Origin of the sequence: Streptococcus halichoeri (assembly GCF_019774635.1) — a bacterium.
GTDB lineage: Bacteria > Bacillota > Bacilli > Lactobacillales > Streptococcaceae > Streptococcus > Streptococcus halichoeri.
In genome coordinates this window covers 371,009-397,356 of sequence record NZ_CP081502.1, presented here as the reverse complement: position 1 = coordinate 397,356, position 26,348 = coordinate 371,009, and the positions used below count along the sequence as shown (strand labels likewise).

Genomic DNA, 26,348 nt, shown 5'->3' with positions numbered 1-26,348 from the left:
GGTTCCCACCTTTTTAAGACCTGAAATAGGAGAAAATCATGAAATACTTACTAACCTTTTTATTTTGCTTTATTACTTACCTATAGGTAAGTCACGATGAAAATAAATAAATTTAATCACTTTAAAATGGCTTAAAAAGCTGTCTCCTCTAAATGTTGCCACTACCCATGATAAAAACTAAATACCTAACTAAATCCCATACTTGCTTACTGATGTTAGAAAGGTATTATCATGAATATAACAGAATACAAAAAGAAAAACGGCACAATCGTGTATCGTGCTAGTGTCTATCTTGGTGTTGACCAGGTAACAGGTAAGAAGGCTCGTACAACTATCACAGCTTCAACTAAAAAAGGGGTTAAAATAAAAGCTCGTGAAGCTTTAAATAGCTTTGCTAAGAATGGTCACACCGTCAAAGAGAAACCAACAGTAACCACTTATCGAGAGTTGACAGCCCTTTGGTGGGGAAGCTACAAGAATACGATCAAACCAAACTCTAGGCAATCTATGGAAGGTATCGTAAGGCTTCATATTTTGCCCGCATTTGGGGATTGCAAGCTATCTAAGCTAACCCACCCCTGTTATTCAGCAACAAGTTAATAAGTGGGCTAACGACGCTAATAAGGGCGTTAAAGGGGCGTACGCTAACTACAGCTTTCTGAATAATATCAATCGCCGTATTCTACAATATGGTGTAACCATGCAAGTTATTGAGCATAACCCAGCTCGTGATGTCATTATTCCACGGAAACAAAATAATAGAGAACACAAGGTTAAATTCTTCAGCAATCAAGAATTAAAGCAATTCCTGAACTATCTAGATAACTTAGATTTATCTAGTTATGAAAATTTCTTTGATTACGTTCTTTACAAAACCTTGCTTGCTACTGGTTGCCGTATTGGAGAGGCTTTAGCTCTTGAATGGTCTGATATTGATCTAAAAAAAGGTACCATCAAGATTTCTAAAACTCTGAATAGATACCAGGAGACAAATACGCCTAAATCAAAAGCAGGATTAAGAGACATTGATATTGATAGAGCTACTGTCTTATTGCTCAAACAATATAAAAAACGTCAACAAGTTTTATCATGGGAGTTGGGACGGTCTGAGATGATTGTTTTTACTCCCTTTACCACAAAATACGCCTATGCTTGTTTACTCAGAAAGAGATTGCAAAAGCATTTTAAAGAAGCAGGTGTAACTGATATTAGTTTCCATGGTTTTCGTCATACCCATGCCACAATCATGTTATATGCTGGTATAGAAGCGAAAGATTTACAATATCGGCTAGGTCACTCTAATATCTCAATGACATTGAATACTTACGTCCATGCTACAAAAGAAGGCGCTAAAAAAGCTGTCTCCATATTTGAAGCAGCTATCAGCAATTTATAACTAACAAGGGTATCCCACTTTGAGGCTACCCTCTTACTATACAAAAATCAAACAAGGGATAACTAAAAGGGTAGTTAAACACAAAAAAGCACCTTGGAATAAAGCTCCAAAGTGCCTAATATCAAGGCTTTTAAGCCTCTCTTGTTCAATAAAATATTACAACATTTTGTTGTAGAATTCAACGACAAGAGCTTCATTGATTTCTGGGTTGATTTCATCGCGCTCTGGGTAGCGTGTCAATGATCCTTCTAATTTTTCAGCGTCAAATGATACGAAAGCTGGGCGTCCAAGTGTTGCTTCAACAGCTTCTAGGATAGCAGGAACTTTCATTGATTTTTCACGAACTGAGATGACTTGACCTGCTTCAACGCGGTATGAAGGAATATCAACGCGTTTACCATCTACAAGGATGTGTCCATGGTTAACGAATTGACGTGCTTGACGACGAGTTGTTGCAAGACCTAAACGGTAAACTACATTGTCAAGGCGACGTTCTAAAAGAATCATGAAGTTGAAACCAAGGGTTCCTTCTTTAATTTTTGTAGCTTGTACGAACAAGTTACGGAATTGTTTTTCGCCTAAACCATATGAAAAACGTAGTTTTTGCTTTTCAGCAAGTTGCAAGCCGTATTCAGAAAGCTTGCTACGGTTGTTAGGACCGTGTTGACCAGGTACGTAGTTACGACGTGCCAATTCTTTACCTGTGCCTGTAAGTGACAAGCCAAGACGACGTGATTGTTTCCATGATGGACCAGTATAACGTGACATTATTAATGTCCTCCTCGAATATATATAGTGAGGAAATAACGATTTAAAAAATCCTGATTCGTGCAGGGGGCTTTCGCCTAAACAGCAAAGGTTACTAGAATAGTTAACCACCTGTTGACGAGCTTCATATTTTTCTGCTGTTATTTCACACAAAGGTCATTATAGCAAGTTTATCAACAAAAGTAAAGAAAAGTTATTAAAAAAGCTAATCTTTCAATTAGCTAATCAGCTTAGTCAAAATAGCGAATTAAGGTCTTTTCCGTGAGAATATCCGAATAGGTGTAAGATTCAACGTAAGCATTATTTACAGCACCAGGCTGATCAGATGCTTCATTATATTCAATAATAAATAATGACGGATACACCTCAATTAATCGACCAATTTTATTCTTTTCGCGTTTTCGGCCATTCTCAAGGGTGAGTTCCACTAATTGGCCTTCATGAGCCTTGATTTCCTCTTTTATTTTTTTCATTTTTGCTACATCAGCAAATGCATCACTCATAACACTTTTCTCCTTTATCTTTCCTCAAATTGGGCTATACTTGAAAATTTATTGTATTCTTTTTGGAACATCAATTTGACTGTCCCACGTGCACCAGAACGGTTTTTCTCAAGTATCACTTCAATAGTGTTATCTTCCATCGCATCGTCAGAGTCTTCTCCTTCTTTACGATAGTAATCATCACGGTATAAGAAGGCTACAATGTCCGCATCTTGCTCAATCGAACCAGATTCCCGAATATCTGATAAAACTGGACGCTTATCCTGGCGCTGCTCAACTCCACGTGACAACTGACTAAGGGCAATCACTGGAACTTTTAGTTCCTTAGCTAGAATTTTTAGTTGACGTGAAATATCTGACACTTCTTGTTGACGATTTTCAGGTCTAGTCCCGGTGATTAACTGTAAGTAGTCAATAACAATTAAGCCTAAGCCTTCTTCAACTTCCTGCGCCAATTTACGTGCTCTAGCTCGAATCTCAGTAATTTTAATCCCAGGAGTATCATCAATATAGATTGGAGCTTCTGCAAGGGCTCCTTGCGCTATGGTGACATTAGTCCAATCCTGATCGGTTAATTGACCTGTTCTTAGGTTGTGTGAGTCCACCAAGCCCTCAGCTGCAAGCATTCGATCAACCAAACTTTCTGCACCCATCTCCAAAGAAAAAATGGCGACTGCTTTTTTTTGCTTTGTTCCAACGTTTTGGGCAATATTCAACACAAAAGCTGTTTTCCCGACAGCTGGTCTTGCTGCAAGAATAATCAATTGATCAGGGTGTAAACCTGTTGTAATCTTATCCAAATCTCGAAAGCCAGTTGGTAAACCTGTCACATCTGAGGTTTGCTTAGAGCGCAGTTCCAGATTTTCATAATTGATTTTTAAAACATCTGCTATCTTTCGAAAACCACTCCGATTGCTATGCTCATTAATTTCTACCAATGCTTTTTCAGCACCAGCAATTATCTCATCTGAGGCGGTTGCACCTTCAAAAGCTTGGTTGACAGTCTCTGTCAACCTGGCAATAATATCACGCAGCATAGCCTTTTCAGCTACAATCTTAGCATAGTATTCTGCATTTGCACTTGTTGGCACACTATTGACAAGTTCAACAATGTAGGATAAGCCACCAATATTTTGTAAATCACCTTGATCATCAAGAATGGTTCGAACAGTGGTAGCATCAATAGCATCATTACGATCACTGAGAGTAATCATTGCCCGAAAAATGACTTTATGTGCATATTTGTAAAAATCATCTGGGCTAATAAATTCTCTAACCGTTATCAATTTATCAGGAGAAATAAAGATTGAACCTAAAACAGATTGCTCTGCTAATAAATCTTGGGGTTGAACGCGTAGTTCTGAAACTTCAGGCAACCTCAGCACCTCCACATCTTAACATATTTAAGCTTCTTTAATATTTAATTTGATTTCAGCAAGGACTTCTTTATGCAATTTAACAGGAACTTCAATTAGACCAATTGCTCGAATGGGATGGTCTAATTCAATGTGGCGTTTATCCACTTTTAAGCCATATTGTTTTAACAGCTCTTCTGAAATCTTTTTAGCTGTAATCGAACCAAAGGTGCGACCATCCGGTCCAACCTTCTCAGTAAATAAAACAACTGTTTTTTCATCAGCTAACTTTTCTTTAAGTGCTTTAGCTTCTGCTAGAATTTCAGCTTGTGCTTTAACTTCTGCCTTTTGCTTACCCTTTAATTCACCAATTGTTTGGCTAGTTGCTTCCTTTGCTAACTGCTTTTTCAATAGAAAATTTTGAGCATAGCCATTAGGAACTTCCTTAATTTCTCCTTTTTTACCTTTACCTTTTACATCTTGTAAGAAAATAACTTTCATTATTCCACCTCTTTAGTTTCTTTCATTGTAGTATCAATAGTGTCAATAAGTAATTGCTTGGCATCATCATAGGAAATGTCTTCCATTTGGCAAGCGGCTAAATTGAAATGGCCTCCGCCTCCCATTCGCTCCATAATCCTTTGCACGTTAATTTTACTTCTGCTACGTGCTGATACAATAATTCGGTTTGGGCTAGTTTTAACCATTGCAAAGCTTGCCTCAATACCTGCCATTTGCAACATGGTGTCAGCAGCCTTACTAGCAAAGACATTATTATAAAAGGTTTCTGGATTACCAGTTGCGACCATGATTGATTCATGATACTTTTCCCCTCTCAAAATAATCTCGTTAATTTGCTTATATTCTGTAAAATCTGTCGCAGAAATTTGTTGGATTTCTACACTATCACTTCCTCGATTTCGCAGATAGCTAGCGACATCAAAGGTACGACTCGTAACCCGCGTTGTAAAGTTTTTCGTATCTAACATGATCCCTGCCATCAAAATACTGGCTTGGACTTTACTAAGGCGTGCCTTCGCATTTTGAAACTGAATCAGTTCGGTTACCAATTCAGCTGCGCTACTAGCACCACTTTCGATAAAAGTGAGAATCGCATTTTCTGGAAAATCATCATCACGCCTGTGGTGATCAATGACAATAACATCTTTAAATAGGTCAAAAAAGGCTTGAGATAAGGTCAAAGAGACTTTTGAGTGGTCAACCATAATCAGTAGTGAACGTGAAGTAACCAGGCGCGTTGCTTGAGCCAAGCTAATCAAGCGTGTCTTACCATCGGCCTGCAAACGCTCTATCGCCCGTTCAATGTCAGAACCTAGTTCATCAGGATTGTATACAGCATAGCTATTTTCAATAATATTATGAGCAAAAAACTGCATTCCTACCGATGCCCCTAAGGCATCCATATCTAACTTACGGTGACCAACAATAAAAACATTGTCTACAGTCTTTATTTTATCAGCTATGGCCGTCATCATCGCGCGCGTCCTTGTTCTTGAACGTTTAACAGTTGATACTGATCCCCCACCAAAATAAATCGGATTTTTAGTATCGTCATTTTCTCGGATAACAATCTGATCACCCCCACGGACTAAGGCGATATTCAAATTTTCTAGGGCGACCTGACCGATTTGGTCATGGTTGTCATCACCATATGAAATCCCCATACTCAAGGTTAAGCGCAGCTTTTCTTCCTGAGCCTCTTTTCGAAAAACCTCAAGGATGGCAAATTTATTTTCCATGAGTTCAGATAAATTCGCATAATCTGTAAAGAAGTAAAACCGATCCATGTTGACACGGCGATAAAAAATATGGCGACTTTCCATGAATTCGGCAATAAAGCTAGCGACAAAGCTATTGATTTTTGAGACTTCTGTATCAGGTAGATTATCAGTAATGTCATCGTAATTATCAATAGAGATAATCCCAATAACCGGACGTAGCATATTAGCATCTGAGCTTTGACGACTGCCATGACTACAATCAAAAAAGTAGAACATGCCCGCAGACTCATCAACATACGAAGTATAGCGATTTCCTGAAACTTCAAAGGTCTGAGAAATATCACCCTTACGCTTTTCAGCAAGAATTTGCTGAATGCCTGCATCATCTAGGAAACCATCTTCTGTAGTAAAAATCAGCTCTGTATAGGGATTATACCATTCAACAGTATTCGTTTCTTGGTCAAATTGCACGATTCCAACAGGCATTTTTTCTAACAAGGCCTTAAGATTATTTTCTGTTTGCTCATTGAGCACTTCAATATGACCGAGATTTTCCAATTCATAGACTTCTTTTTGATACCACAATAGAGCCACTACAAAAAGCAAAACGAGAAAAATGGCTGATATAATAAGCTCTTTGGATTCAAGCAAACGAACGCTCAATGCCAATAAGCCAAATAAGATTAAGCCCATCATGACAAGATGGATTGTCCTAAACCGAAATTTTTTCATCATATATCCTCTTAAGCCCATATTATACCATAAAACAGCCCTGAGATACAGAACTGTTCCTTGTGATTATCTGGATTAAGTGATTAATCGATTTTGCGGCGAGCCTTTCCGTTGCCTTCAATATAAACCATTAATATAGAAATATCAGCAGGATTAACCCCAGAAATACGGCTGGCTTGGCCAATTGTTTCAGGATTAATTTTTTTGAACTTTTGCCGAGCTTCAGTAGCAATCGAATCAATGGCATCCCAGTCAATAGTTTTTGGAATACGTTTTTCCTCCATGCGCTTCATCTTAGCTACCTGGTCAAGTGCCTTATTGATATAGCCTTCATATTTGATTTCTGTTTCCAGTAATTCAATGATTCTAGGACTTAGTTCTTCAGCTGCTGGACCAATAAAAGAAACCACTGTCTCATAATTGACACCCGGACGGCGCATGAATTCTTTGGCTGTCATAGCATCTGTTAGTGGCTTAAAGCCTAGAGCCTGCACCTTCTCATTGGTTTCCTTAATTGGTTTTAATTTGATACTCTCTAGGCGCTTTAGTTCATTAGTAAACTGATATTTTTTAATATTGAACTGCTGGTAGCGCACATCGTCCACTAGTCCAACCTGACGTCCAATTTCTGTCAAGCGCATGTCTGCATTGTCATGCCGTAAAATCAGACGATACTCAGCGCGGGACGTCAAAAGACGGTAGGGTTCCAATGTCCCTTTTGTCACCAAATCATCAATCATCACTCCAATATAAGCATCACTTCGCTTGAGAATAAGCTCTGGTTTACCTTGGACCTTTAGCGCAGCATTAATTCCCGCAATTAATCCTTGACCGGCTGCTTCTTCATAACCAGAAGTGCCATTTGTTTGACCTGCGGTAAATAGCCCAGCAATAACTTTGGTTTCAAGAGTTGCTCGCAATTGATGTGGCAAGACAATATCATATTCGATGGCATAGCCTGTTCGCATCATTTCTGCTTTTTCCAAGCCTTTGATGGAATGAATTAATTCTTTTTGGACATCCTCTGGAAGGCTAGTTGACAAGCCTTGCACATAAACTTCCTCCGTGTCCCAGCCCTCAGGTTCCAAAAATAGCTGATGCCTTGGTTTATCAGCAAACCGCACAATCTTATCTTCAATAGATGGACAGTAACGTGGACCAACGCCTTTGACAATCCCTGAGAACATTGGTGCACGGTAAAGATTTTTATTAATAATATCGTGACTAGTTTGATTCGTGTAGGTTAGCCAGCAAGGCACCTGGTCTTTTAGGTAATCCTCATCTTTGGATAAGAAAGAAAAATGGTTAGGTTTTGAATCACCTGGTTGAATCTCAGTTTCATCATAATTAATTGTTGAGGCTTTCACACGAGGGGGAGTTCCGGTTTTAAACCGTCCAATTTCTAAGCCAAGTTTTTTCAAATTATCAGCCAAGGTTACTGATGCCAAACTGTTATTAGGCCCAGAAGAATATTTAAGCTCTCCTAAAATAATCTCCCCACGCAGGGCTGTTCCTGTTGTCACTATCACAGCCTTAGCCGCAAATTTTTGTCCCGTTGCTGTTAAGACTCCAATAACCCGACCGTCTTCAACCAAAATATCATCAATCATAGCCTGTCTTAGGGTTAAGTTGTCCTGCTTTTCAACCGTATGCTTCATCTCCCGTGCATACAAAGCCTTATCAGCCTGCGCACGTAGGGCCCGAACAGCTGGCCCCTTACCCGTATTGAGCATTTTCATCTGGATATAGGTCTTATCAATGTTCTTACCCATTTCACCACCAAGAGCATCAATCTCTCGCACCACTATCCCTTTGGCAGAACCTCCAATTGAAGGATTACACGGCATAAAGGCCAGCATATCAAGGTTGATTGTTGCTAATAAGGTTTTACACCCCATACGGCTAGCCGCTAAGCTCGCTTCAACCCCAGCGTGACCTGCCCCGATGACAATAACGTCATAGCTTTCTGTAAATTCATGTGTCATTTTTTTCAAATCCTTTATTTAAGTCTATTAATTAAAGTAATCTTCTTTAGTTTAGTCTTCAATGTGAACAATATGACCTGACCATTTAGCCAGCTCAGTTTGTAAAAATTCAGGAACTAGCTTAATCTGATCTAGCCGATTAATTGGAATCCATTCACAAACCTGTTGCGTGGCATTCTCCATCATCTTGAGTTTAGGTTCTTCTAAAGGTCGTACGAAATAATGAAATTCAATATTATGCCAAAAAACATCGTTGATATAAAACCGATTTTCAACAATAAAAGCAAGTTGACCTACCTCAACTGGAATGTTAATTTCTTCCAACGTTTCACGTAAAACAGTCTCACGTGTTTTTTCACCCACTAGGCTTGCACCACCAATCGTGTAATATTTGCCAGTTGCATCTCTGGTTAAAAAAATCTTATCATCTCTAACAATCAAAGCACTAGCTCTTAAACTGAAAGTTGTTTTGCCCTGAGTTGTTCTAAAATCTTGTTTCATTTTGTTTCCTCGCTACACAGACCAAACCATAAAAAGAGCCAAAACCCGAGAAGATTGCAGGACAAAAAACCTACAATTTTCATGAGCTTTGACCATCACTAATATTGTTGCTATCTATTTTACCAAAAGCTGGAAAGATGTCAAGAATCACAGTGTAAAGATAGTATCAACTTATTTGACAACGGTGTAAAGATAGTGACAACTGTGTCATAAGGTCATCTTAATTCCAGTCATTAACATTTCAATTCCGATTGTCATCAATATTAAGCCCATCATTCGTGTCATGACATTCATGGCATTAGAACCCAGTAGCTGTGTTATTTTCTTTGCACTAAGGAGGATCATGTACATCATCAGACATAGGAGAGCAAAAGCTAAAATAGTAATAAGCTTGGTTGAAGTATCATTTCCTACTAAACTAATTGCAGTAGCAATAGTGCCAGGCCCTGCTAGTAGTGGCATGGCTAAAGGTGAAATCGCAACATCCATGGGATCTTGCCTGCTTTCTTCTAAGTGTTTATTAGTAGGTGAATGCACACCATTAATCATTTTATAGCCAATAGCAGCAACTAAGATACCGCCCGAAATTTTTAAAGCACCCAAAGTAATCCCGAAAATGGTAAAAATAAAGTGACCTGTCAAAATAAAAAATACGACAATAATGAAGGCTGTCAACACTCCTTTACCAGCAATTTTACGTGAAATATTCTGATCATCATCAGCCACCAAAGCCATAAAAGCAGGTAAATTAGAAATAGGATTCATAATGGCAAAAAACGCCATAAAGGCTAGGAAAAATTTCGACAACATTCAACCTTCCTCTTATTCTTAGTCTGATTGCCCAGAAAGATTTAAATATACTGACAGGCTTGCCCATCTTGATAAGCCATGTCAATCAATCCACCGCCAAGGCATTCTTCTCCATCATAAAACACCACCGCCTGGCCAGGTGTAATAGCTCGCTGCTTTTCATCAAAGACAACCTCGGCCTGGTCACCCTTGACATGAACCGTTACCTTTGAATCAGGTTGACGGTAACGAAACTTGGCTGTACAGGTCATGGTAAATTCTTCAGGCATCTCCCGTGTAAAGTGAACAGTAGAGGCATCCAAGCTAGTTGACATCAATGACTCATGATAAAATCCCTGCCCAACATATAAAATGTTTTGACTAAGATCTTTGCCAACCACAAACCAAGGTTGATTATCACCGCCGTGTTGACCACCAATACCAAGCCCACCTCGCTGACCAATCGTATAATACATCAGCCCAGCATGCTGCCCCATATCACGTCCATCAACTGTAAGCATGCGTCCAGGCTGAGCAGGGAGATATTGGCCAAGAAATTCTTTAAAATTCTTTTCACCAATAAAACAAATCCCTGTAGAATCTTTCTTTTTAGCAGTTGCTAATCCAGCTGCTTCAGCAATTTTACGTACCTCTGGTTTTTGCAAATGCCCCAGTGGAAAGAGTGTTTTTTGCAACTGTTCTTGTGATAACTGACTTAAAAAATAAGTCTGATCTTTTCCATTATCAGCTCCCCGAAGCATGTGTACCGTTCCATCAGAATCACGTACAGCTTGTGCATAGTGACCAGTAGCCACATAATCGGCACCCAAAGTCAATGCATAGTCTAAGAAAGCCTTAAATTTAATTTCTTTATTGCACATCACATCGGGATTTGGCGTTCGTCCAGCGCGGTATTCTGCCAAAAAATATTCAAAAACTCGGTCCCAGTACTCTTTTTCAAAATTTACGGAGTAATAGGGAATACCGATTTGATCTGCTACCGCAGCCACATCCTTGTAATCTTCCGTCGCGGTGCAGACACCAAATTCATCAGTATCGTCCCAGTTTTTCATAAATACACCGACAACATCATAGCCTTGTTCTTTTAATAGCAAGGCGGTAACGGAGGAGTCAACACCTCCACTCATGCCAACAACAACACGAGTATTTGCATTATCTGCCATAATTAGTCTCCCATCTTTTCGTTATAACGAACGATTTGAAGGTCGTCGTTAATCAAAAGTCGATTTGAAGGTCGATTTTGATGCGCCCTTTCAGCGCAGTCTATATTATAACAATTATATAGAAGGAAAGCCAATAATATCGCGATAAGAATAATTTTTTATTATAAGAATAATTTTTTATTTTAAATCACACTATTTTTAATCTTTTCTGTTATAATAAAGGTAGATAAAAAAAGGATGGAGTTGCTTATGAAAACACAAAAATTTCAATCCGTTTTCGATATTATTGGCCCAGTAATGATCGGACCTTCCAGTAGTCATACAGCTGGCGCTGTAAGAATTGGCAAAGTTGTCAACTCAATCTTCGGAGAAATCCCTGAAGAAGTAACTTTCCACTTATATAACTCCTTTGCTAAAACCTACCGTGGGCATGGGACTGATAAAGCACTAGTCGCCGGTATCATGGGAATGGATACTGATAATCCCGATATTAAAAACTCTCTTGAAATTGCTTCCAAAAAAGGCATCAAAATCTATTGGAATGTCATGAAAGAAAGCAACGCTCCCCATCCAAATACTGTCAAGATTTCTGTCAAAAAAGGGGATAAGAGCATGAGTATCACTGGAATCTCAATTGGTGGAGGTAATATTAACGTTACTGAACTAAATGGTTTCCCTGTCTCTTTATCAATGAACACCCCTACTATCATTACTGTTCACCAAGATATTCCTGGGATGATAGCTCAGGTAACTGAAATTCTTTCTGAGCATAATATCAATGTGGCACAAATGAATGTCACGCGCGAATCTGCTGGGCAAAAAGCAATTATGATTATCGAAGTTGACAGTCGTGATTGTCAAGAAGCTGTCAAGCAAATTGCTAAAATTCCCAACCTTCACAATGTCAATTTCTTCGGATAGAAAGGCTCGCCATGTTTTACACGATTAAAGAACTTGTTCAACAAGCCGACGACAATTACAACGGTAATGTCGCTGAATTAATGATTGCAACTGAAATAGAGTCAACGGGACGTAGCAAAGAAGAAATCATTTCTATTATGTCTCGTAATCTTGAAGTTATGAGAGAAGCAGTGGTTGATGGTTTAACACCTAGTAAGTCAATTAGTGGCTTAACAGGTGGCGATGCTCTTTTGATGGACAAATACATGGCAACTAAATCAACCTTGGCCGATTATACAGTGCTTTCTGCTGTACGCAATGCAATGGCTGTTAATGAACTCAATGCTAAAATGGGGCTTGTCTGTGCGACACCAACAGCAGGCAGTGCTGGTTGTTTACCAGCTGTCTTATCTATGGCAATTGAAAAGCTCAATCTTTCAGAAGAAAAGCAGTTAGAATTCTTGTTTACTGCTGGTGCCTTTGGCCTTGTTATTGGTAATAATGCTTCCATTTCTGGAGCAGAAGGTGGCTGTCAAGCTGAAGTGGGCTCAGCATCAGCTATGTGTGCAGCTGCGCTCGTTATGGCAGCTGGTGGAACAGCCTTTCAAGCCAGTCAGGCGATTGCCTTTGTTATCAAAAATATGTTGGGATTAATTTGTGATCCTGTAGCGGGACTTGTTGAAGTACCATGTGTAAAGCGTAATGCTCTAGGAGCAAGCTTTGCTATTGTAGCAGCTGATATGGCCTTAGCTGGTATCCGTTCTCAAATTCCAGTAGATGAAGTGGTTGACGCTATGTATCAAGTTGGCTCTGCTTTGCCATCTGCCTTTAGAGAAACCGCAGAAGGTGGCCTTGCTGCAACGCCAACAGGACGAAAACTACAAGCCCAAATCTTCGGAGAGTAGAGAAGAAGGATAAGAGGCACATGCATTGTTTGACTTAGATGGAACTCTAGCTCACTCAAGTAAAGGCGAAGGTATGAAAAATACTTTTCAACAATCACAAATACCTAGCCCTGATTTAGCCACTTTAGCAACCATTAATGACACCCCTTTACCTGTAACCGATTATCTTATTTTCTCTGATAAGATGATTAGTTATATTAAATCTAGACGCATACAAAAAGTGGAGTAGAGCAGATGAATTTTCTCATCATGCTTTACTCCACTATTTTATAACCTAAGAATCAACGTTTTATTAAAATGCTCTGATTGCCTTATTTATGAAGACACTAGACAGGGAACACTTAGATAGAGTATATAAGCCACCTCTTACAAGTAACCTAATAGTCCTATGTCAAGCCCAATCTCTATATAAAGCCATGACACAAGTTCTCCATTATAATATGGCACCTTCAGATGACAGTTTTAATAACCCCAAGCTGCTAGACCTTGAGCATTATAGGCCCTAATAGCTGAATTTACTTGATCTTGAACAGTTGCAGTTGACCCCCAGCCTGGCATTGTTTGGAAAAGTCCTGATGCCCCTGAAGCATTAGCTACATTGGGGTTACCATTAGACTCACGGGCAATAATGGCTTCCCAGGTTGCTTGTGAAACTCCTGTCGCAGAAGCCATCTGAGCTGCTGCTTGTCGACCCACAGCTCCTGCAGTATTCCCATTAGAAGCACTAACAATATGGCTTGTTTGAGCAACAGTATAAGCCTGTGCTTGTGGTTGGTCAGCTGTTGTTTGAACAGCAGCTACTTCTTGTAATGGGGCTTGAGTATCTTGTGCTTCTGCAGCGGCAGCTTGAGTTGCCGCTGGTGCAGCTGGCTTCGCCTCTGTTTTTACTTTTGCAGGCTCTTTGGGCACAGCTTTTTGACTTGCTTGCGTTTTTTTATTAGCAGAAGACTGCTTTGTTTTTGTACTTTTGACTGCTTTAGCATGAGATAAAGAGTCAGTGTTTACACTTTTACTGGAAAATGTAAATAAGATAGCAAGTATGCTCACTGCAATTGCAGCAACTCCAAAACTAATATAGCGTTTTTTAAACATTTCTTTCTTAAACATAAAATAATACCTCTTTTTTCTCCAGTGTCCATCATAACCTATGATTATTACTACGCGGTAGAGAATATATTAAAAATGTTACAAAGAGATGTAATTATAATAATAAAGACACTATATCTAGTTGTTTGAAGGTGATTTTAAGCAAAATAACACTATACCTAGTATTACCATCCCAACAATGGCTAAGCTATCTTGAAAATGCCATTGTAATAGACGATACTTACTTCGGCCTTCTCCCCCCTGATAACCACGTGCTTCCATTGCAATTGCTAAAGCATCAGCACGCTTAAAACTCGAAGCAAACAAGGGAATTAAAATCGGAATAATGGATTTAACCTTTTGAAAGAGACTGCCTTCTCCAAAGTCAACACCTCTTGCTCTTTGTGCATTCATAATACGAGTAGTATCATCCATTAATGTAGGCACAAATCGTAAACTAAGAGACAGCATCAGCCCAATTTCATGTGCCGGAATTTTAATCACTGCTAAAGGTTTCAAGAGCGACTCTACAGCATCTGATAAACTCAAAGGTGTAGTGGTTAAGGTTAATAGAGTCGAAAAAAAGATAATTAAAACAAAACGCGTAAAAATCAATGCCGCCTGATTAAATCCATTTGAGGTGATATTTAGAATTCCCCAATGAAAGTAAGTGTGCCCCCCAGTAGCAAAAAACATTTGAAACAAGGTTGTAAAAAGAATAATTCCAATCATCGGTTTTAAACCTTTCAAAAAGAAAGACAGGCTTACCCTAGAAAGGAAGACCACAAGAAGTGTAAACACAAGCATAATAATATTGGTGATTAAGTTATTAGCCCAAAAAATGATTATAATATAGACAATCATAGCTAATAATTTACTTCTTGGATCTAAGCGATGAATAATCGAATCTCCAGGAATATATCTTCCTAGAATTAATTTATCCATGTTGCATTTCCTCTCTCAATTCTTCTAAGGTAACAGGTAACTGTTCTAGTTGCCATCCCCTTTTAACCAAACCTTCTGCAAACTTAGTCACTTTAGGAACCCCTAACTGTTTTGCTTCTAAAAAGGCAACATGTTGAAAAACCTGTTTTGGTGTTCCAGATAAGATGATGCGTCCTGTTTCTAATACGTAGACAAAATCAGCATAATTAGCTACATCATCCATTAAATGCGTTACTAAAACGATAGTCAAACCAGCTTGATGCAATTTTTTAAATAAGGTCATGAGCTCTAGACGTCCCTTTGGATCAAGTCCAGCTGTTGGCTCATCAAGTACCAATACTGAAGGCTGCATCGCAAGAATTCCAGCAATTGCCACACGGCGCATCTGACCACCAGATAACTCAAAGGGATTTTTAGTAAATAAATCCTCTGTAATCCCCACAATAGCTAATTTTTCACGGGCAATCTGCTCAGCTTCTTCTTGCGCAATACCAAAATTTTGTGGTCCAAATGCTACATCCTTTAAAACGGTTTCTTCAAATAATTGGCTTTCAGGAAATTGAAAAACTAGACCAACTTTTTTACGGATGGCTCTGATAGATTTGTGTTTTGTTTTAGATGTAATGACTTGATCATCAACCCTAATCTCTCCAGTGGACGGGACCAGTAAACCATTCAACAACTGCATAATCGTTGACTTACCAGATCCTGTATGGCCAATGAAAGCAGTATAGGAACCGTCTTGAATATCCAGAGAAATGTCAAAAAGGGCACGCCCTTCAAAAGGTGTACCAGCTTGATAAGTATAGTCTACATTTTGGAAATGAATTGCCATAATTGATTTTCTAATTCCTCTTCTGTAAGGTAGTGACCACTGATAGGATAACCTTCAGCTTGCAGCATGTTTACTACTGCATTAGTAAAAGGAACATCCAAGCCAAGCTCAATAAGTTCATTACCTCGTTCAAACAACTGGGCAGGGGTCGAACTTGATTCAATTTGACCTTTCTGCATAACAAGAACACGGTCACTTAACGCAACTTCATCTAAATCATGAGTAATCGAAATAACTGTCAAACCATAATCCTTACGAATCGCTTGAATGGTCTGAATCAGGTCTAAACGCCCTTTTGGATCAAGCATACTCGTGGCCTCATCTAAGATAATAATCTTTGGGCGCAAAGCAACTGCCCCAGCAATGGCAACACGTTGTTTTTGCCCTCCAGACAGTCGCGCCGGCTCACGAGAAGAAAAATGAGTCATTCCAACCAACCGCAAGGACTCTTGAACCCGTTCAACCATTTCTTGATGAGGGATCCCTTTATTTTCTAAACCAAAGGCAACATCATCTTCTACTGTCGCACCAACAAATTGATTATCTGGATTTTGAAAAACCATGCCTATTTTTTGTCGGATAGTCCACACATTATCTGCAGTTAGCTGTTCACCGTCAATAAAAATCCGACCGGATTCAGCTTCCAAGAGACCATTTAATAAACGCACAGTTGTGGATTTGCCAGAACCATTGTGACCAATAATAGATAGCCATTCACCTTGTTCCACGTGAAACGAAACATCCTTGAGAGTATAATCTGACTGCTCTTTATGGTATTTAAAAAAGACATTTTCCACTTCAATCATTGTTGCAACCATTATTTGAACGTATCCTTAAATAAGAAACGAGCACCCTTAAAGTAGTCATAGCCTGAATATATAGTAAAGAATAATGCAATATATAAGAGAATCGTTCCTACAAGAGTGAGATGACATAGTAAAAAGATAATAGAAAGCATCTGCGTGGCTGTTTTAATCTTTCCGGGCATAGCTGCCGCAAGCACCGTTCCACCAGTTTCCACAAGGAGGAGGCGCAGACCAGTCACCGCTAACTCTCGACAGACAATGATAGCTGCAATCCAGGCAGGAGCTAATCCTAATCCAACTAACATGATAAAAGCACTCATAACAAGCATTTTATCAGCAAGAGGATCCGCAAATTTACCAAAGTTACTAACCACTTGCCACTTGCGAGCCAGGTATCCATCTAGGTAATCTGTTATGCTGGCAACTGCAAAAAGAATAGCCGCAAATACATGCCAACCAACTGCATGCGTCAATGACGTTATCAGCAAAAAGAAGGGAATCAGCAGGATTCGCAAAATGGTCAATACATTTGGCAGATTTTCTTTTTTTGTCATAATTTGTCCTTTTTAATCTTCAAAAGTGAACGTAATATAATTGGTTGCAGTATTTGCTAGACCAGATAAATCAACTACTTGACCATCAACGGTGACTTCCATTCCTTGAGTAATTCCTAAGGTGAGAATAGATTGTTTGGTTTGCGCTGGAAGAACCGCACTATAAGACGGTGTCTCTTTGGTTAAGGTCATTCCGGTTTCAGCAATATCAGATGATGTCAAGGAAATCCAACTACTATCACCTTCTTTAAGCGTAACTGTGATTTCAGGTTGCTCTTTTGCACCTTTTACCGTCACACCTAGATTATCTTCTTGTGGGACAAGGACTAATTTGGGTTTATGATTTTTCGAAGAAGATAAACCTGTCGAATTATCCTTTAAATATCTGTCATCTGCCGTCTCTTGAACTGTTTTTTGAGCTTGAGGAGAAACATGTGATTTTCCAAATTGCTTCCACACAGCAAATAAGACCAAACTAAAGACTAGTAAAGTTAATAAACCTAGTAAAAGACCTGATAGAAAAGGTTTGGATTTTTTTTCTAAGACCTGTTGACGACTCAAACGTTCGTGATGAGATTTTTTGCGAGAGTGAGGCTTAGCTGCAAGAAATTCTGGTTCATTTGCCGTTTTATAGGGTTTATAAGGTTTTTTATGGGAATAGGATACTTTATAAGTATTTTTCGCATTTTGAAAATTACTATGTGATAAATCAGAATGTGGTAAATCAGGCTCTGAATAAGCATGTTGCTTGCTTAATTTTTCTTCTACAATTTCCGTCACACTGGGATGATCAGACACTTTTTTCATCCGTGTTTGCTGCATGTAACGTGCCTTTAGCAAATCATAATCCAGACCAACTTCTTGACCATAGACTCTTAAAAAATAATCAATATCATTGGTTGGAATAATTTTAAATTGGTTTAATTCCATGGCCAACAAATAGTGAGAGGAAATGCCTGTTTTCCTCTCAAGATCATCTAAAGTAATTTGTTTACTAACACGTGTTTCGCGTAGTAAGTCACCTAAACTATAATTTCTCATACTGGTACCTCTATGAAATTTTTACGTTATTACTATTATATCAAATTTCTACATTAAATTTACTTTTACTTTGGAAAAACAGTAAAATCAGAAGTTTCAGCATTTTTAAAAAAATGCTCACCCGCTGCTATCACATGCTTTAACGTTAAGGATTGCAGGACACTTGGCAAATCATAATAAGATTCATCCTCACTGAAATAAAGATTAAATTGGCTACCTAACTCTTCAATATTATCTAAACTTTGAATAAAATCTCCATAGAGTTCCTTTTTAACCAACTCTAAATGTTGCTCATTAACATCCTCAGCTCTTTGATAATGCTTAATTTTTTTTCTGATATTACTGGACATAGCTATCGGTTGATTAGAATCCAAAGTAATCATTAAAAAAATAAATTCTTGTTGAACTTCTATTTCAACAGTAAAAGAATCATCAATTTTTCCTTCTTCGTACCACGCCTGGTAGGTCTTAGAAGTCCATCCAAACAGCATATTTAATAATAACCGTAGTGCAAGTTTATAAGTCAAAAGAGAAATGTCGTCTCCTAACGGCTTTCCTCGGTAGCCAATAGCTAGCTTGGGAAATGAAACTTCCATACTGATAGAGCTGGTTGTAATTACTGGGTGGTAAGTTATTGATTCTCTTGTTATAGTTGCTCTTCTTTTTTTCTCAAATTGCTGTTCAAAACTTTCTAATTGGCTAAACAATTCAGATGGGTTAAGGTCACCTATGATAATCATGTTCATTTGAGAGGGCCTGTAAAACAAATGATAGTTTTCCAGCAGGAATTCTGGACTAATCTTTTCAATAGACGTTTTTGAACCAGCAATATCTTCTGCTAAACTGGTTTTGGGAAACAAATTTCCCAACATTCCACTGTAAAGCCTGAAGTCAGGATCGTCAAGGTACATGTCAATCTCCTGGGCAATTATTTTCTTTTCCCTATCTATTGAATCCTGGGTGAAGTGAGCAGTATTAACTAATTTTAACAGGAGTAGTAAACTTTGATAAAAATCTCCGCTCGTTGACATTACAAAGCTTGTCTTATCAAAAGTTGTAAAGGCATTGACATCAGAACCTATTTCTGTAAACTTTAGTGTAAAATCTTTTCCATCTTCATCTTCAAATAACTTATGCTCCAAAAAATGCGCAATCCCTGTAGGATAGGACCGTCTCTTTCGGTAATAAGTAAATATATTGTCAAGCGAACCAAAGGCGACTGACAGTATCGCTAACTTTTCTGAGTAGGCCTTCTTAGGAATAAACTGCACTGTCATACCATTAGCCAACTTAGCGGAAATTATTTCTTCATTTATTATTGGAAAAAGGCGTTGTGTCAGCTTAACCATTTTATATTCCTTTCAAAAAGTAAATTGCTTGTAGCCTCATTTGTTTAGCCAGCAAAATTAAGTCTAATTTTTTTACCTTGTCAACCTTGTTAACCCATGTTGACAGAGCATAATCCTTGTCAATATAATCTCTGATATAGGAAATATCAATTAAATTTTTATAATAGTCATCTGTTTGAAGGGCTTCATTGATAATCATTCTTTTAGTCTTATTTAGCATATCAATAGAAAAACGTCCCAGCTTAATGTCATTTAATTCTTTGATAATGAGCTGAAGTGCCTTTGTTTTATCCTCTTTAGAAATGCCTACATAGATTTCAAACAAGCCTGTGAAACTATCAAAACGACACCCTAGGTGATAAGCCAAGCCCTCTTGCTCTCTTAGCCGACTAAATAACTTGGAGTGGGCAAAGGATCCTAATAAACCACTAAGCACAATCAGTGCATAATAATTTTCATCAGCAAAAGAAACAGGATGATGGTAAGCAACTTCTAGAACTGACTGGTTAGCTGGCTTACTTTCAGTAACCTCTTGGACAACATTATGATAAGGCTGCTCATATTGGAATTGAAGACTTTTCTTTCGAGCTTCAAATGGATAAGTATGAAATAATTGGACAACTCTATAGTCATCAAATTCACCCACCAAGTAGATGTCAATCTGATCTTCCATTATCATTTTATGAAATTCTTGGTAGGCTGTAAAGGCAGTTTCCTTGTCAACTAAGTCAGCATCTGCTTCATTAGACACCTGTAAATCTAACTGGTGATAGAATAATTTTTTTAATGCTAAATGACTATAATAGAAAGAATCTTCATTATCTGCCTGCAAATAAGAGATTAAATTCTTCTTTTCTAACTCAAAGACCTTTGGTTGGTATTGGGCAACTTTTAATAAAGGAGAAAAGAGAACGCCTTTAATAAAGGTGATAACTTCTTCTAAGAGTGACTCTCTTTGTAACGTAAAAGCATCTCGAATAAAGATAACATCAATATCAACAATATGCGTCAAACCTTTACTTGAGACACTTGTTGACAAGGTTGCACCATATAAATGAGCTAAAGCTGCGCGAAACTGCTTTGCCGTTGGAAATACTTCATTTGCTGTTTCCAACATTTGAGCAACTAAAGCACGCTTAGCAACAGACTTTGCTGCCAATTCTCCAGAGAACCGGATAGTGAGATGATTAGTCTTAAATTTATCGGTTTTAAGCAGATGTAGGTTAACACCTTCAACAATTTCCATATTATTTCCTTGCATCAAACGGTATTTCCTTAAATTATACCATTTTTAGAGCTATTTATTTAGCCTTAGGTTTAGACTTTTACATTTAATCTCTCAAAAAGTTTCAAACCTGCTTTTTTATTTAATGACCTACCATATAAAATAAGAATCTAGCATATAACTGCAGCATCGATTACTTCTTTGTAAAAATGTAATTTACCTTCATTTATGCTATAATGACTTGAATTAGTTAGAGGAGAACACCATGCAATACAAATTATATTCTGAATACATAACCCTTCAAGCCCTCTTAAAAGAATTATCTCTTATCCCAAGTGGCGGTGCGATCAAAGGCTTTCTTGCCGAGCATGTAGTCTTGTTCAACAATGAGGTCGAAACAAGGCGCGGCAAAAAAATCCGTCTTGGTGATATGATTACATTACCTGAGCAAGACTTAACAATCACCATTATTGAGCCAACAACTGAAGAACAAGAACAACACCTTGTAGAGATAGAAGAAAAAAAGCGGGTTGCTCAAATGGTCAAAGAAATAAATCAACAGCAAAAGGGGAAAACGAAGAAAAATGCGCAGACGCCAGCTAAAACAACTAAACGCATGCGCTTTCCAGGAGTTAACTAATGTGGATTGAGCAATTAACCCTACATCATTATCGTAATTATCTTTCTTTAAATGCTGAGTTTTCTCCACATTTAAATGTTTTTATCGGAAATAACGCACAAGGGAAAACTAATTTTTTAGAGGCCATCTATTTTTTATCTTTAACGCGCAGCCATCGAACTAGAACCGATAAAGAACTAATCCATTTTGCTAAAAAAGAGGTCGAACTCTCCGGTAAAATTAATCGTCTAAGTGGTAGTATTACTCTAGAGATTCAACTCTCAGACAAAGGACGAATCACCAAAATCAACTCACTTAAACAGTCTAAGCTATCGGACTACGTTGGTAATATGATGGTTGTTTTGTTTGCACCAGAAGATTTACAATTGGTAAAGGGAGCACCTAGTCTTCGACGAAAGTTTATTGATATTGATTTGGGGCAAATAAAGCCTGTCTACCTTGCTGATCTTTCTCAATATAACCATGTTTTAAAGCAACGCAATAGCTACCTTAAGCATAATCAGATAATTGATAAGGACTTTTTGGCTGTTTTAGATGAACAACTTGCTTACTTTGGCAGTCGTGTCATCCAACAACGCCTTGATTTTATCACTGCTTTAGAAAAAGAAGCTAAAAAGCACCATTTATCCATTTCTAATCAACAAGAAGAATTAGCTATCCATTACCAGTCATCCTTTCCTCTAAATAAGAATGAAGAACTCCTCACACAGTTTATGAAGGCACTCGCAGCTAATCACAAACGAGATATGTTTCGACGTAATACTAGCCTTGGCCCCCACCGCGATGACTTAATTTTTTATATTAATGAGGTAGACGCCAACTACGCAAGTCAAGGCCAACACCGCAGTTTAATCCTTTCATTAAAACTAGCAGAAGTTGGCTTAATGAAAGCTTTAACCGGGGACAATCCTATTTTACTTCTTGATGATGTGATGAGTGAGTTAGACAATACCAGACAGACTAAGTTATTAGAGACTGTTATTAATGAGCATGTCCAGACATTTATCACCACAACTAGTCTTGAACACCTCTCACAATTGCCAACTGATATTAAAACGTTTACAATCGAAAAAGGTAGCATAAAAGCAGACTCCTAAAGTCTGCTTTTTATTGGCTTAACTAAGCTTTTACAATTCCTAACATAACTGCGCCAAGGACAAAACAGGCAATACCAATCCAGACCCAACGCATTTCTCGTTTTGACTTTTTCTCACCTAACAAAAAGATACTGCCGATAATAGAAATAATTGCTCCTACTTGTGAAAAACTAAATGCAATTGCTAAGCCGGCTTTTGAAGCAGCTAGTAGCATAAAGACATTTCCAATTCCCCACATGAGACCGACAACACTGTTTTTTATGACATAACGATCAAAACTAAGCTTGAAGGACATAAAATAAGCTGCACCAAGGACCATCCCAATAGCCATAGGAAATAATACTGCAAGAAGATCAAATTTCATGATGTTGTTAAATAACACAACATACATAACATAACCTATTGTTGAAATGGTTAAGGCTCTAAAACCTTTTGGATAATCGCGGTGCTGCGTATCCGATTGACCCGTGCTATCTTTTTTACTTGAAAAATAAAATCCAATCGTTAAGAGTATTAAAGCGGTGAAACCTAAAACATAGTGCCAAGTTTGGACCCATTCATGAAAAAAGAGCACTCCAATTAGGCTCCCTAAGACTAGCTGTGATCCACTTGATAATGGATTTGCGACTGAGACTCCCATGTATTGCATGGCTTTGAACTGGCCATTTTGCCCAATAGCCCATAAAATACCACCTAAAATACCAAATACCCATAAGTTCAGAGAGATCTCTGGTTTTACAACGATAAAAACCATAAGGGCAAACCCTAAAGCCCCAAGGGTCATACCAAAGGTTTGTTGCGATGGCTTTCCACCAAAAATATTGCTCACTAAACCAATACTTCCCCAGGCAACCATTGGAACTAGAGCATATAAAATCCCTTCCATTTACACTCCTTTTACTGTCAATATAATTTACAAAACTGTAAACAACTAGTAAAGATAGCTTTATTTACAGCACTTGAACAATTATTATATCGTAAGCTGCCATTAATTTCAAGGAACTAAAAAAGACTAGCATCGATTCTTCGATTGCTTTTTCTTAGTCCACAAGAATTGCAGAGCAAAAAGTATGTAAGGCAAACCATAGCTCGGCAACTCTTACAAGGAGCTGCTTTTTCTTATCACTTAAACAACCTTCTTTTCATCCCTACTTCACGCAAACAAAAAAGAATAGTTAAAAATCAGCTAACTATTCTTTAGAGTAAATCACATTTCATTTATCATCATAGAGCAAAAAAACAAGTTATGCTTTATTGATAAAGGTGAGAAAATAAGCAATGCTTGCAACTAAGTCACGATTATATCTTACTTTATTTGACAGAGTAATTCGGTGCTTCATTGGTTATTTGAACATCATGTGGATGGCTTTCAATCAAGCCTGCACCTGACATTTCAATAAATTGAGCCGTGTCATGTAATGCTTTTAGATCGGCAGCTCCAACATAACCCATCCCAGAGCGAATACCACCTAGCATTTGAAAGACAATATCGGCTACTGCACCTTTATAGGCCACACGTCCTTCAATTCCTTCTGGAACAAGTTTGTTAGCTTCATTAACTGAACCTTGGAAGTAGCGATCACTTGAACCTTTTTTCATAGCTGCGATTGAACCCATTCCGCGATAGGTTTTGAATTTGCGGCCTTGGAAAATTTCTGTTTCACCCGGTGCTTCATCAGTACCTGCAAACATAGAACCAAGCATCACGGCATTACCACCAGCAGCAAGGGCTTTAACAATGTCACCAGAATACTTAATCCCACCATCAGCAATAATAGTTTTTCCATATTCACGCGCAACAGCTGCGGCATCATAAATAGCTGTTATTTGTGGAACACCTACACCAGCAACTACTCGAGTCGTACAAATAGATCCTGGGCCAATTCCCACCTTGACCACATCAACGCCGGCATCATATAAAGCGCGTGCCCCAGCGGCAGTTGCAATGTTACCAGCGATGAGTGTTTTCTTAGGGAAGTGCGCTCTAATCTCAGCAATTTTACGAAGGACACCGGCAGAATGACCATGTGCTGTATCAATGACAATAGCATCCGCCCCAGCCTCAAATAGGGCCTCTGCCCGATCAAAAGTATCAGAAGTAACCCCTACAGCAGCAGCAACTAATAAGCGGCCAAATTCATCCTTAGCAGCATTAGGGAATTCGATAACTTTTTCAATATCCTTAATTGTAATTAAACCAGATAATCGCCCGTTATCATCTACCAACGGTAATTTCTCAATACGATGCTCATGTAAGATGCGTTCTGCTGTTTCCAAATCAGTCCCTACTGGAGCAGTTACCAATTTTTCACTAGTCATGTGTTGAGAGATTGGAGAATTAAAATCAGAGATGAAGCGCATATCACGATTGGTAATAATCCCTACTAATTTGCGATTTGCAAGGGAATCAACAATCGGCACCCCACTAATGCGATAACGTTGCATCAATTCTTCAGCTCCAGCTACTTGATGATCAGGAGTTAAAAAGAACGGATCAATAATGACCCCATTTTCTGAGCGCTTTACCTTACGAACTTCCTCGGCTTGTTCAGCTATGGACATATTTTTATGAATAATACCAAGCCCCCCAGCACGTGCTATTGCAATGGCCATCTTACTGTCTGTAACGGTATCCATCGCTGCTGTAATAATCGGAATGTTCAATGTTAAATTAGGAGCAAGTTTTGTTTTAAGATTCACTTCGTTTGGAAGAACATGGCTTTCAGCAGGAATTAGCAAGACATCATCAAAGGTATAGCCTTTTTTTACGAATTTATTATCCCAATTCGACATTCAATCATCCTCTTTTCTTTAGACATTATAGGTAAAAATACCCAGCTTATTTTTATTGTTACTATCATAACACGCTATTACCATTTGTCAATAACGGAAAATGACGACCAGAAAGCAAGCAAACTTTCCTGATTTTAAAAATAATTAATTCCCATAGCTGCTTTTACTTCTGAAAGGGTTTTTGCGGCAACGGCTTGCGCTGCTTGACTTCCTTGATCTAGTATATGAAAGACTTCTCCCATATCTTTAGCATAGTCTAAGCGGCGCTCACGAATAGGTGCTAATTCCCGTTCCAAAATATCCAAAAGGTAGCGTTTTGTTTTGACATCGCCAAGCCCACCTCTTTGATAATGTTCTTTCATTGCCTGCACCTCTGCCAAATCTTCCTTGCGGGCAAATATATCCAGATAGTGAAAAACCATATTTCCTTCAATCTGACCGGGATCTTCCACCTTAATATGATTAGGATCTGTATACATACTCATAACTTTTTTGCGAACAGTATCCATATCATCAGAAAGGTAAATACCATTGCCTAATGACTTCGACATTTTAGCATTGCCATCTAGCCCTGGTAAACGACCAGCTCCTGCACTACTTGGGTAAATCCCTTCTGGTTCCACTAAGCAAGTTGTTTTATAGGTATGATTGAAACTACGAACAATTTCACGTGTTTGTTCAATCATTGGTTTTTGATCATTACCTACTGGTACTAAGTTTGCTTTAAAAGCAGTAATATCAGCTGCCTGTGAAATGGGATATACCAAAAAGCCTGTTGGGATACTCTCTCCAAAACCTTTTTGAGCAATTTCTGACTTAACAGTTGGATTGCGTTCTAAGCGAGCTAAAGAGACCAAATTCATATAGTACATCGTTAATTCAGCTAACTCCGGAATTTGACTTTGAATGAAAAGGGTTGATTTTTTAGGATCCAAGCCAACTGATAAATAATCCAAAGCCACATTGCCAATAGATTCTTTAATTATTTCAGAATCCTTTGCATGATCTGTTAATGCCTGTTGGTCTGCTAGAAAAACAAACAATTGATATTTGTCTTCATTTTGCAATCGTACTCGATTTTTCAGACTGCCAACGTAATGACCTAAATGCAGTTTTCCCGTTGGGCGATCGCCTGTTAAAATAATTGGTTTTGTCATTATTACCTCCTTAAACTATTAAAAAATCCCTCACGTCAAAAAACGCGAGGGCGTCTAATC

General features: G+C 38.3%; 25 protein-coding genes, 1 pseudogene and 1 other annotated feature (1 of these 27 cut by a window edge). Of the genes and pseudogenes, 6 read left to right on the top strand and 20 right to left on the bottom strand.

Annotated elements, in window-relative coordinates; all coding sequences use genetic code 11:
- Positions 1 to 231 precede the first annotated feature (231 nt).
- Positions 232 to 1,396: pseudogene (locus K5J94_RS02070) on the top strand (tyrosine-type recombinase/integrase).
- A 156-nt stretch (positions 1,397 to 1,552) separates the two neighbouring features.
- Here the strand turns inward: K5J94_RS02070 and rpsD are convergent.
- From rpsD to mnmA, 9 genes are all read right to left on the bottom strand, one after another.
- Positions 1,553 to 2,164, bottom strand: coding sequence for a 30S ribosomal protein S4 (gene rpsD / locus K5J94_RS02065; protein WP_159546073.1), 612 nt, complete (start codon positions 2,162 to 2,164; stop codon positions 1,553 to 1,555).
- Between the two features lie 230 nt (positions 2,165 to 2,394).
- Complete coding sequence (locus K5J94_RS02060) at positions 2,395 to 2,667, bottom strand: Veg family protein (protein ID WP_159546075.1); 273 nt, start codon at positions 2,665 to 2,667, stop codon at positions 2,395 to 2,397.
- Between the two features lie 14 nt (positions 2,668 to 2,681).
- Positions 2,682 to 4,058, bottom strand: coding sequence for a replicative DNA helicase (gene dnaB, locus K5J94_RS02055; RefSeq protein ID WP_201447709.1), 1,377 nt, complete (start codon positions 4,056 to 4,058; stop codon positions 2,682 to 2,684).
- Between the two features lie 12 nt (positions 4,059 to 4,070).
- Positions 4,071 to 4,523: a 50S ribosomal protein L9 gene (gene rplI / locus K5J94_RS02050; RefSeq protein WP_159546077.1), complete on the bottom strand. Its 453-nt coding sequence runs from the start codon at positions 4,521 to 4,523 to the stop codon at positions 4,071 to 4,073.
- A complete protein-coding gene (locus K5J94_RS02045) occupies positions 4,523 to 6,496 on the bottom strand; it encodes a DHH family phosphoesterase (RefSeq protein ID WP_159563913.1) in 1,974 nt (657 codons plus the stop codon). Before K5J94_RS02045 ends, rplI begins: the two co-directional genes overlap by 1 nt.
- Positions 6,497 to 6,579: 83 nt before the next feature.
- Positions 6,580 to 8,481 carry a tRNA uridine-5-carboxymethylaminomethyl(34) synthesis enzyme MnmG gene (mnmG, locus tag K5J94_RS02040; protein WP_159563864.1) on the bottom strand — a complete coding sequence of 634 codons (1,902 nt, stop codon included), beginning with the start codon at positions 8,479 to 8,481 and terminating at the stop codon, positions 6,580 to 6,582.
- Positions 8,482 to 8,532: 51 nt separating this feature from the next.
- Positions 8,533 to 8,982, bottom strand: a complete 450-nt coding sequence (locus K5J94_RS02035) for an NUDIX hydrolase (RefSeq protein WP_159563863.1) — start codon at positions 8,980 to 8,982, stop codon at positions 8,533 to 8,535.
- A 207-nt stretch (positions 8,983 to 9,189) separates the two neighbouring features.
- Positions 9,190 to 9,792, bottom strand: a complete 603-nt coding sequence (locus K5J94_RS02030; protein ID WP_159546080.1) for a MarC family protein — start codon at positions 9,790 to 9,792, stop codon at positions 9,190 to 9,192.
- A gap of 41 nt (positions 9,793 to 9,833) precedes the next feature.
- Complete coding sequence (gene mnmA, locus K5J94_RS02025) at positions 9,834 to 10,955, bottom strand: tRNA 2-thiouridine(34) synthase MnmA (protein ID WP_159548284.1); 1,122 nt, start codon at positions 10,953 to 10,955, stop codon at positions 9,834 to 9,836.
- A 249-nt stretch (positions 10,956 to 11,204) separates the two neighbouring features.
- On the opposite strand from mnmA, the gene sdaAB reads away from it, so the two are divergent.
- From sdaAB to K5J94_RS02010, 3 genes are read left to right on the top strand one after another with little or no spacing between them, the layout of a single operon-like run.
- Positions 11,205 to 11,876, top strand: coding sequence for an L-serine ammonia-lyase, iron-sulfur-dependent subunit beta (gene sdaAB / locus K5J94_RS02020; RefSeq protein ID WP_159546084.1), 672 nt, complete (start codon positions 11,205 to 11,207; stop codon positions 11,874 to 11,876).
- Positions 11,877 to 11,887: 11 nt separating this feature from the next.
- Positions 11,888 to 12,760 (top strand): L-serine ammonia-lyase, iron-sulfur-dependent, subunit alpha, encoded by an 873-nt coding sequence (gene sdaAA / locus K5J94_RS02015; RefSeq protein ID WP_159546086.1) that lies wholly within the window; start codon positions 11,888 to 11,890, stop codon positions 12,758 to 12,760.
- A 25-nt stretch (positions 12,761 to 12,785) separates the two neighbouring features.
- On the top strand, positions 12,786 to 12,989 hold the full coding sequence (locus K5J94_RS02010; RefSeq protein WP_221913324.1) for a hypothetical protein: 204 nt from the start codon (positions 12,786 to 12,788) through the stop codon (positions 12,987 to 12,989).
- A 233-nt stretch (positions 12,990 to 13,222) separates the two neighbouring features.
- On the opposite strand, the gene K5J94_RS02005 is transcribed toward K5J94_RS02010, so the two are convergent.
- From K5J94_RS02005 to yfmF, 8 genes are all read right to left on the bottom strand, one after another.
- Positions 13,223 to 13,867, bottom strand: coding sequence for a transglycosylase SLT domain-containing protein (locus K5J94_RS02005; protein WP_159545456.1), 645 nt, complete (start codon positions 13,865 to 13,867; stop codon positions 13,223 to 13,225).
- 117 nt (positions 13,868 to 13,984) lie between these two features.
- Entirely contained in the window at positions 13,985 to 14,791 is an 807-nt protein-coding gene (locus tag K5J94_RS02000; RefSeq protein WP_159545458.1) for an energy-coupling factor transporter transmembrane component T family protein, read from the bottom strand.
- Positions 14,784 to 15,626 carry an energy-coupling factor ABC transporter ATP-binding protein gene (locus K5J94_RS01995; protein WP_159563862.1) on the bottom strand — a complete coding sequence of 281 codons (843 nt, stop codon included), beginning with the start codon at positions 15,624 to 15,626 and terminating at the stop codon, positions 14,784 to 14,786. The genes K5J94_RS02000 and K5J94_RS01995 overlap by 8 nt, the downstream gene beginning before the upstream one ends.
- Positions 15,602 to 16,444, bottom strand: coding sequence for an energy-coupling factor ABC transporter ATP-binding protein (locus tag K5J94_RS01990; protein WP_159545462.1), 843 nt, complete (start codon positions 16,442 to 16,444; stop codon positions 15,602 to 15,604). Before K5J94_RS01990 ends, K5J94_RS01995 begins: the two co-directional genes overlap by 25 nt.
- Positions 16,444 to 16,986, bottom strand: a complete 543-nt coding sequence (gene pgsA / locus K5J94_RS01985) for a CDP-diacylglycerol--glycerol-3-phosphate 3-phosphatidyltransferase (RefSeq protein WP_159545464.1) — start codon at positions 16,984 to 16,986, stop codon at positions 16,444 to 16,446. Before pgsA ends, K5J94_RS01990 begins: the two co-directional genes overlap by 1 nt.
- Positions 16,987 to 16,998: 12 nt before the next feature.
- A complete protein-coding gene (locus K5J94_RS01980) occupies positions 16,999 to 18,027 on the bottom strand; it encodes a helix-turn-helix domain-containing protein (protein WP_159563861.1) in 1,029 nt (342 codons plus the stop codon).
- Positions 18,028 to 18,092: 65 nt separating this feature from the next.
- Positions 18,093 to 19,376 carry an EF-P 5-aminopentanol modification-associated protein YfmH gene (gene yfmH / locus K5J94_RS01975; RefSeq protein ID WP_159563860.1) on the bottom strand — a complete coding sequence of 428 codons (1,284 nt, stop codon included), beginning with the start codon at positions 19,374 to 19,376 and terminating at the stop codon, positions 18,093 to 18,095.
- A gap of 1 nt (position 19,377) precedes the next feature.
- Positions 19,378 to 20,622 (bottom strand): EF-P 5-aminopentanol modification-associated protein YfmF, encoded by a 1,245-nt coding sequence (gene yfmF, locus K5J94_RS01970; RefSeq protein WP_159545470.1) that lies wholly within the window; start codon positions 20,620 to 20,622, stop codon positions 19,378 to 19,380.
- A gap of 244 nt (positions 20,623 to 20,866) precedes the next feature.
- Between yfmF and yaaA the strand changes: the two genes are divergently transcribed.
- Both yaaA and recF read left to right on the top strand, forming a co-directional pair.
- Positions 20,867 to 21,241, top strand: a complete 375-nt coding sequence (gene yaaA / locus K5J94_RS01965) for a S4 domain-containing protein YaaA (protein ID WP_221913321.1) — start codon at positions 20,867 to 20,869, stop codon at positions 21,239 to 21,241.
- Complete coding sequence (recF, locus tag K5J94_RS01960) at positions 21,241 to 22,338, top strand: DNA replication/repair protein RecF (RefSeq protein ID WP_221913319.1); 1,098 nt, start codon at positions 21,241 to 21,243, stop codon at positions 22,336 to 22,338. Before yaaA ends, recF begins: the two co-directional genes overlap by 1 nt.
- A 22-nt stretch (positions 22,339 to 22,360) precedes the next feature.
- Here recF and K5J94_RS01955 read toward each other — a convergent pair whose 3' ends face one another.
- The 3 genes from K5J94_RS01955 to trpS all read right to left on the bottom strand — a co-directional run bounded on the left by K5J94_RS01955 (position 22,361) and on the right by trpS (position 26,288).
- The gene (locus K5J94_RS01955) at positions 22,361 to 23,224 is read right to left on the bottom strand and encodes a GRP family sugar transporter (RefSeq protein WP_221913317.1); all 864 of its coding nucleotides are present in this window, start codon (positions 23,222 to 23,224) and stop codon (positions 22,361 to 22,363) included.
- A 425-nt stretch (positions 23,225 to 23,649) separates the two neighbouring features.
- Complete coding sequence (guaB, locus tag K5J94_RS01950; protein WP_221913316.1) at positions 23,650 to 25,131, bottom strand: IMP dehydrogenase; 1,482 nt, start codon at positions 25,129 to 25,131, stop codon at positions 23,650 to 23,652.
- Positions 25,132 to 25,265: 134 nt separating this feature from the next.
- On the bottom strand, positions 25,266 to 26,288 hold the full coding sequence (gene trpS / locus K5J94_RS01945; RefSeq protein WP_159563857.1) for a tryptophan--tRNA ligase: 1,023 nt from the start codon (positions 26,286 to 26,288) through the stop codon (positions 25,266 to 25,268).
- A 43-nt stretch (positions 26,289 to 26,331) separates the two neighbouring features.
- Positions 26,332 to 26,348 (bottom strand) — a binding site (T-box leader) (it continues 222 nt past the right edge of the window).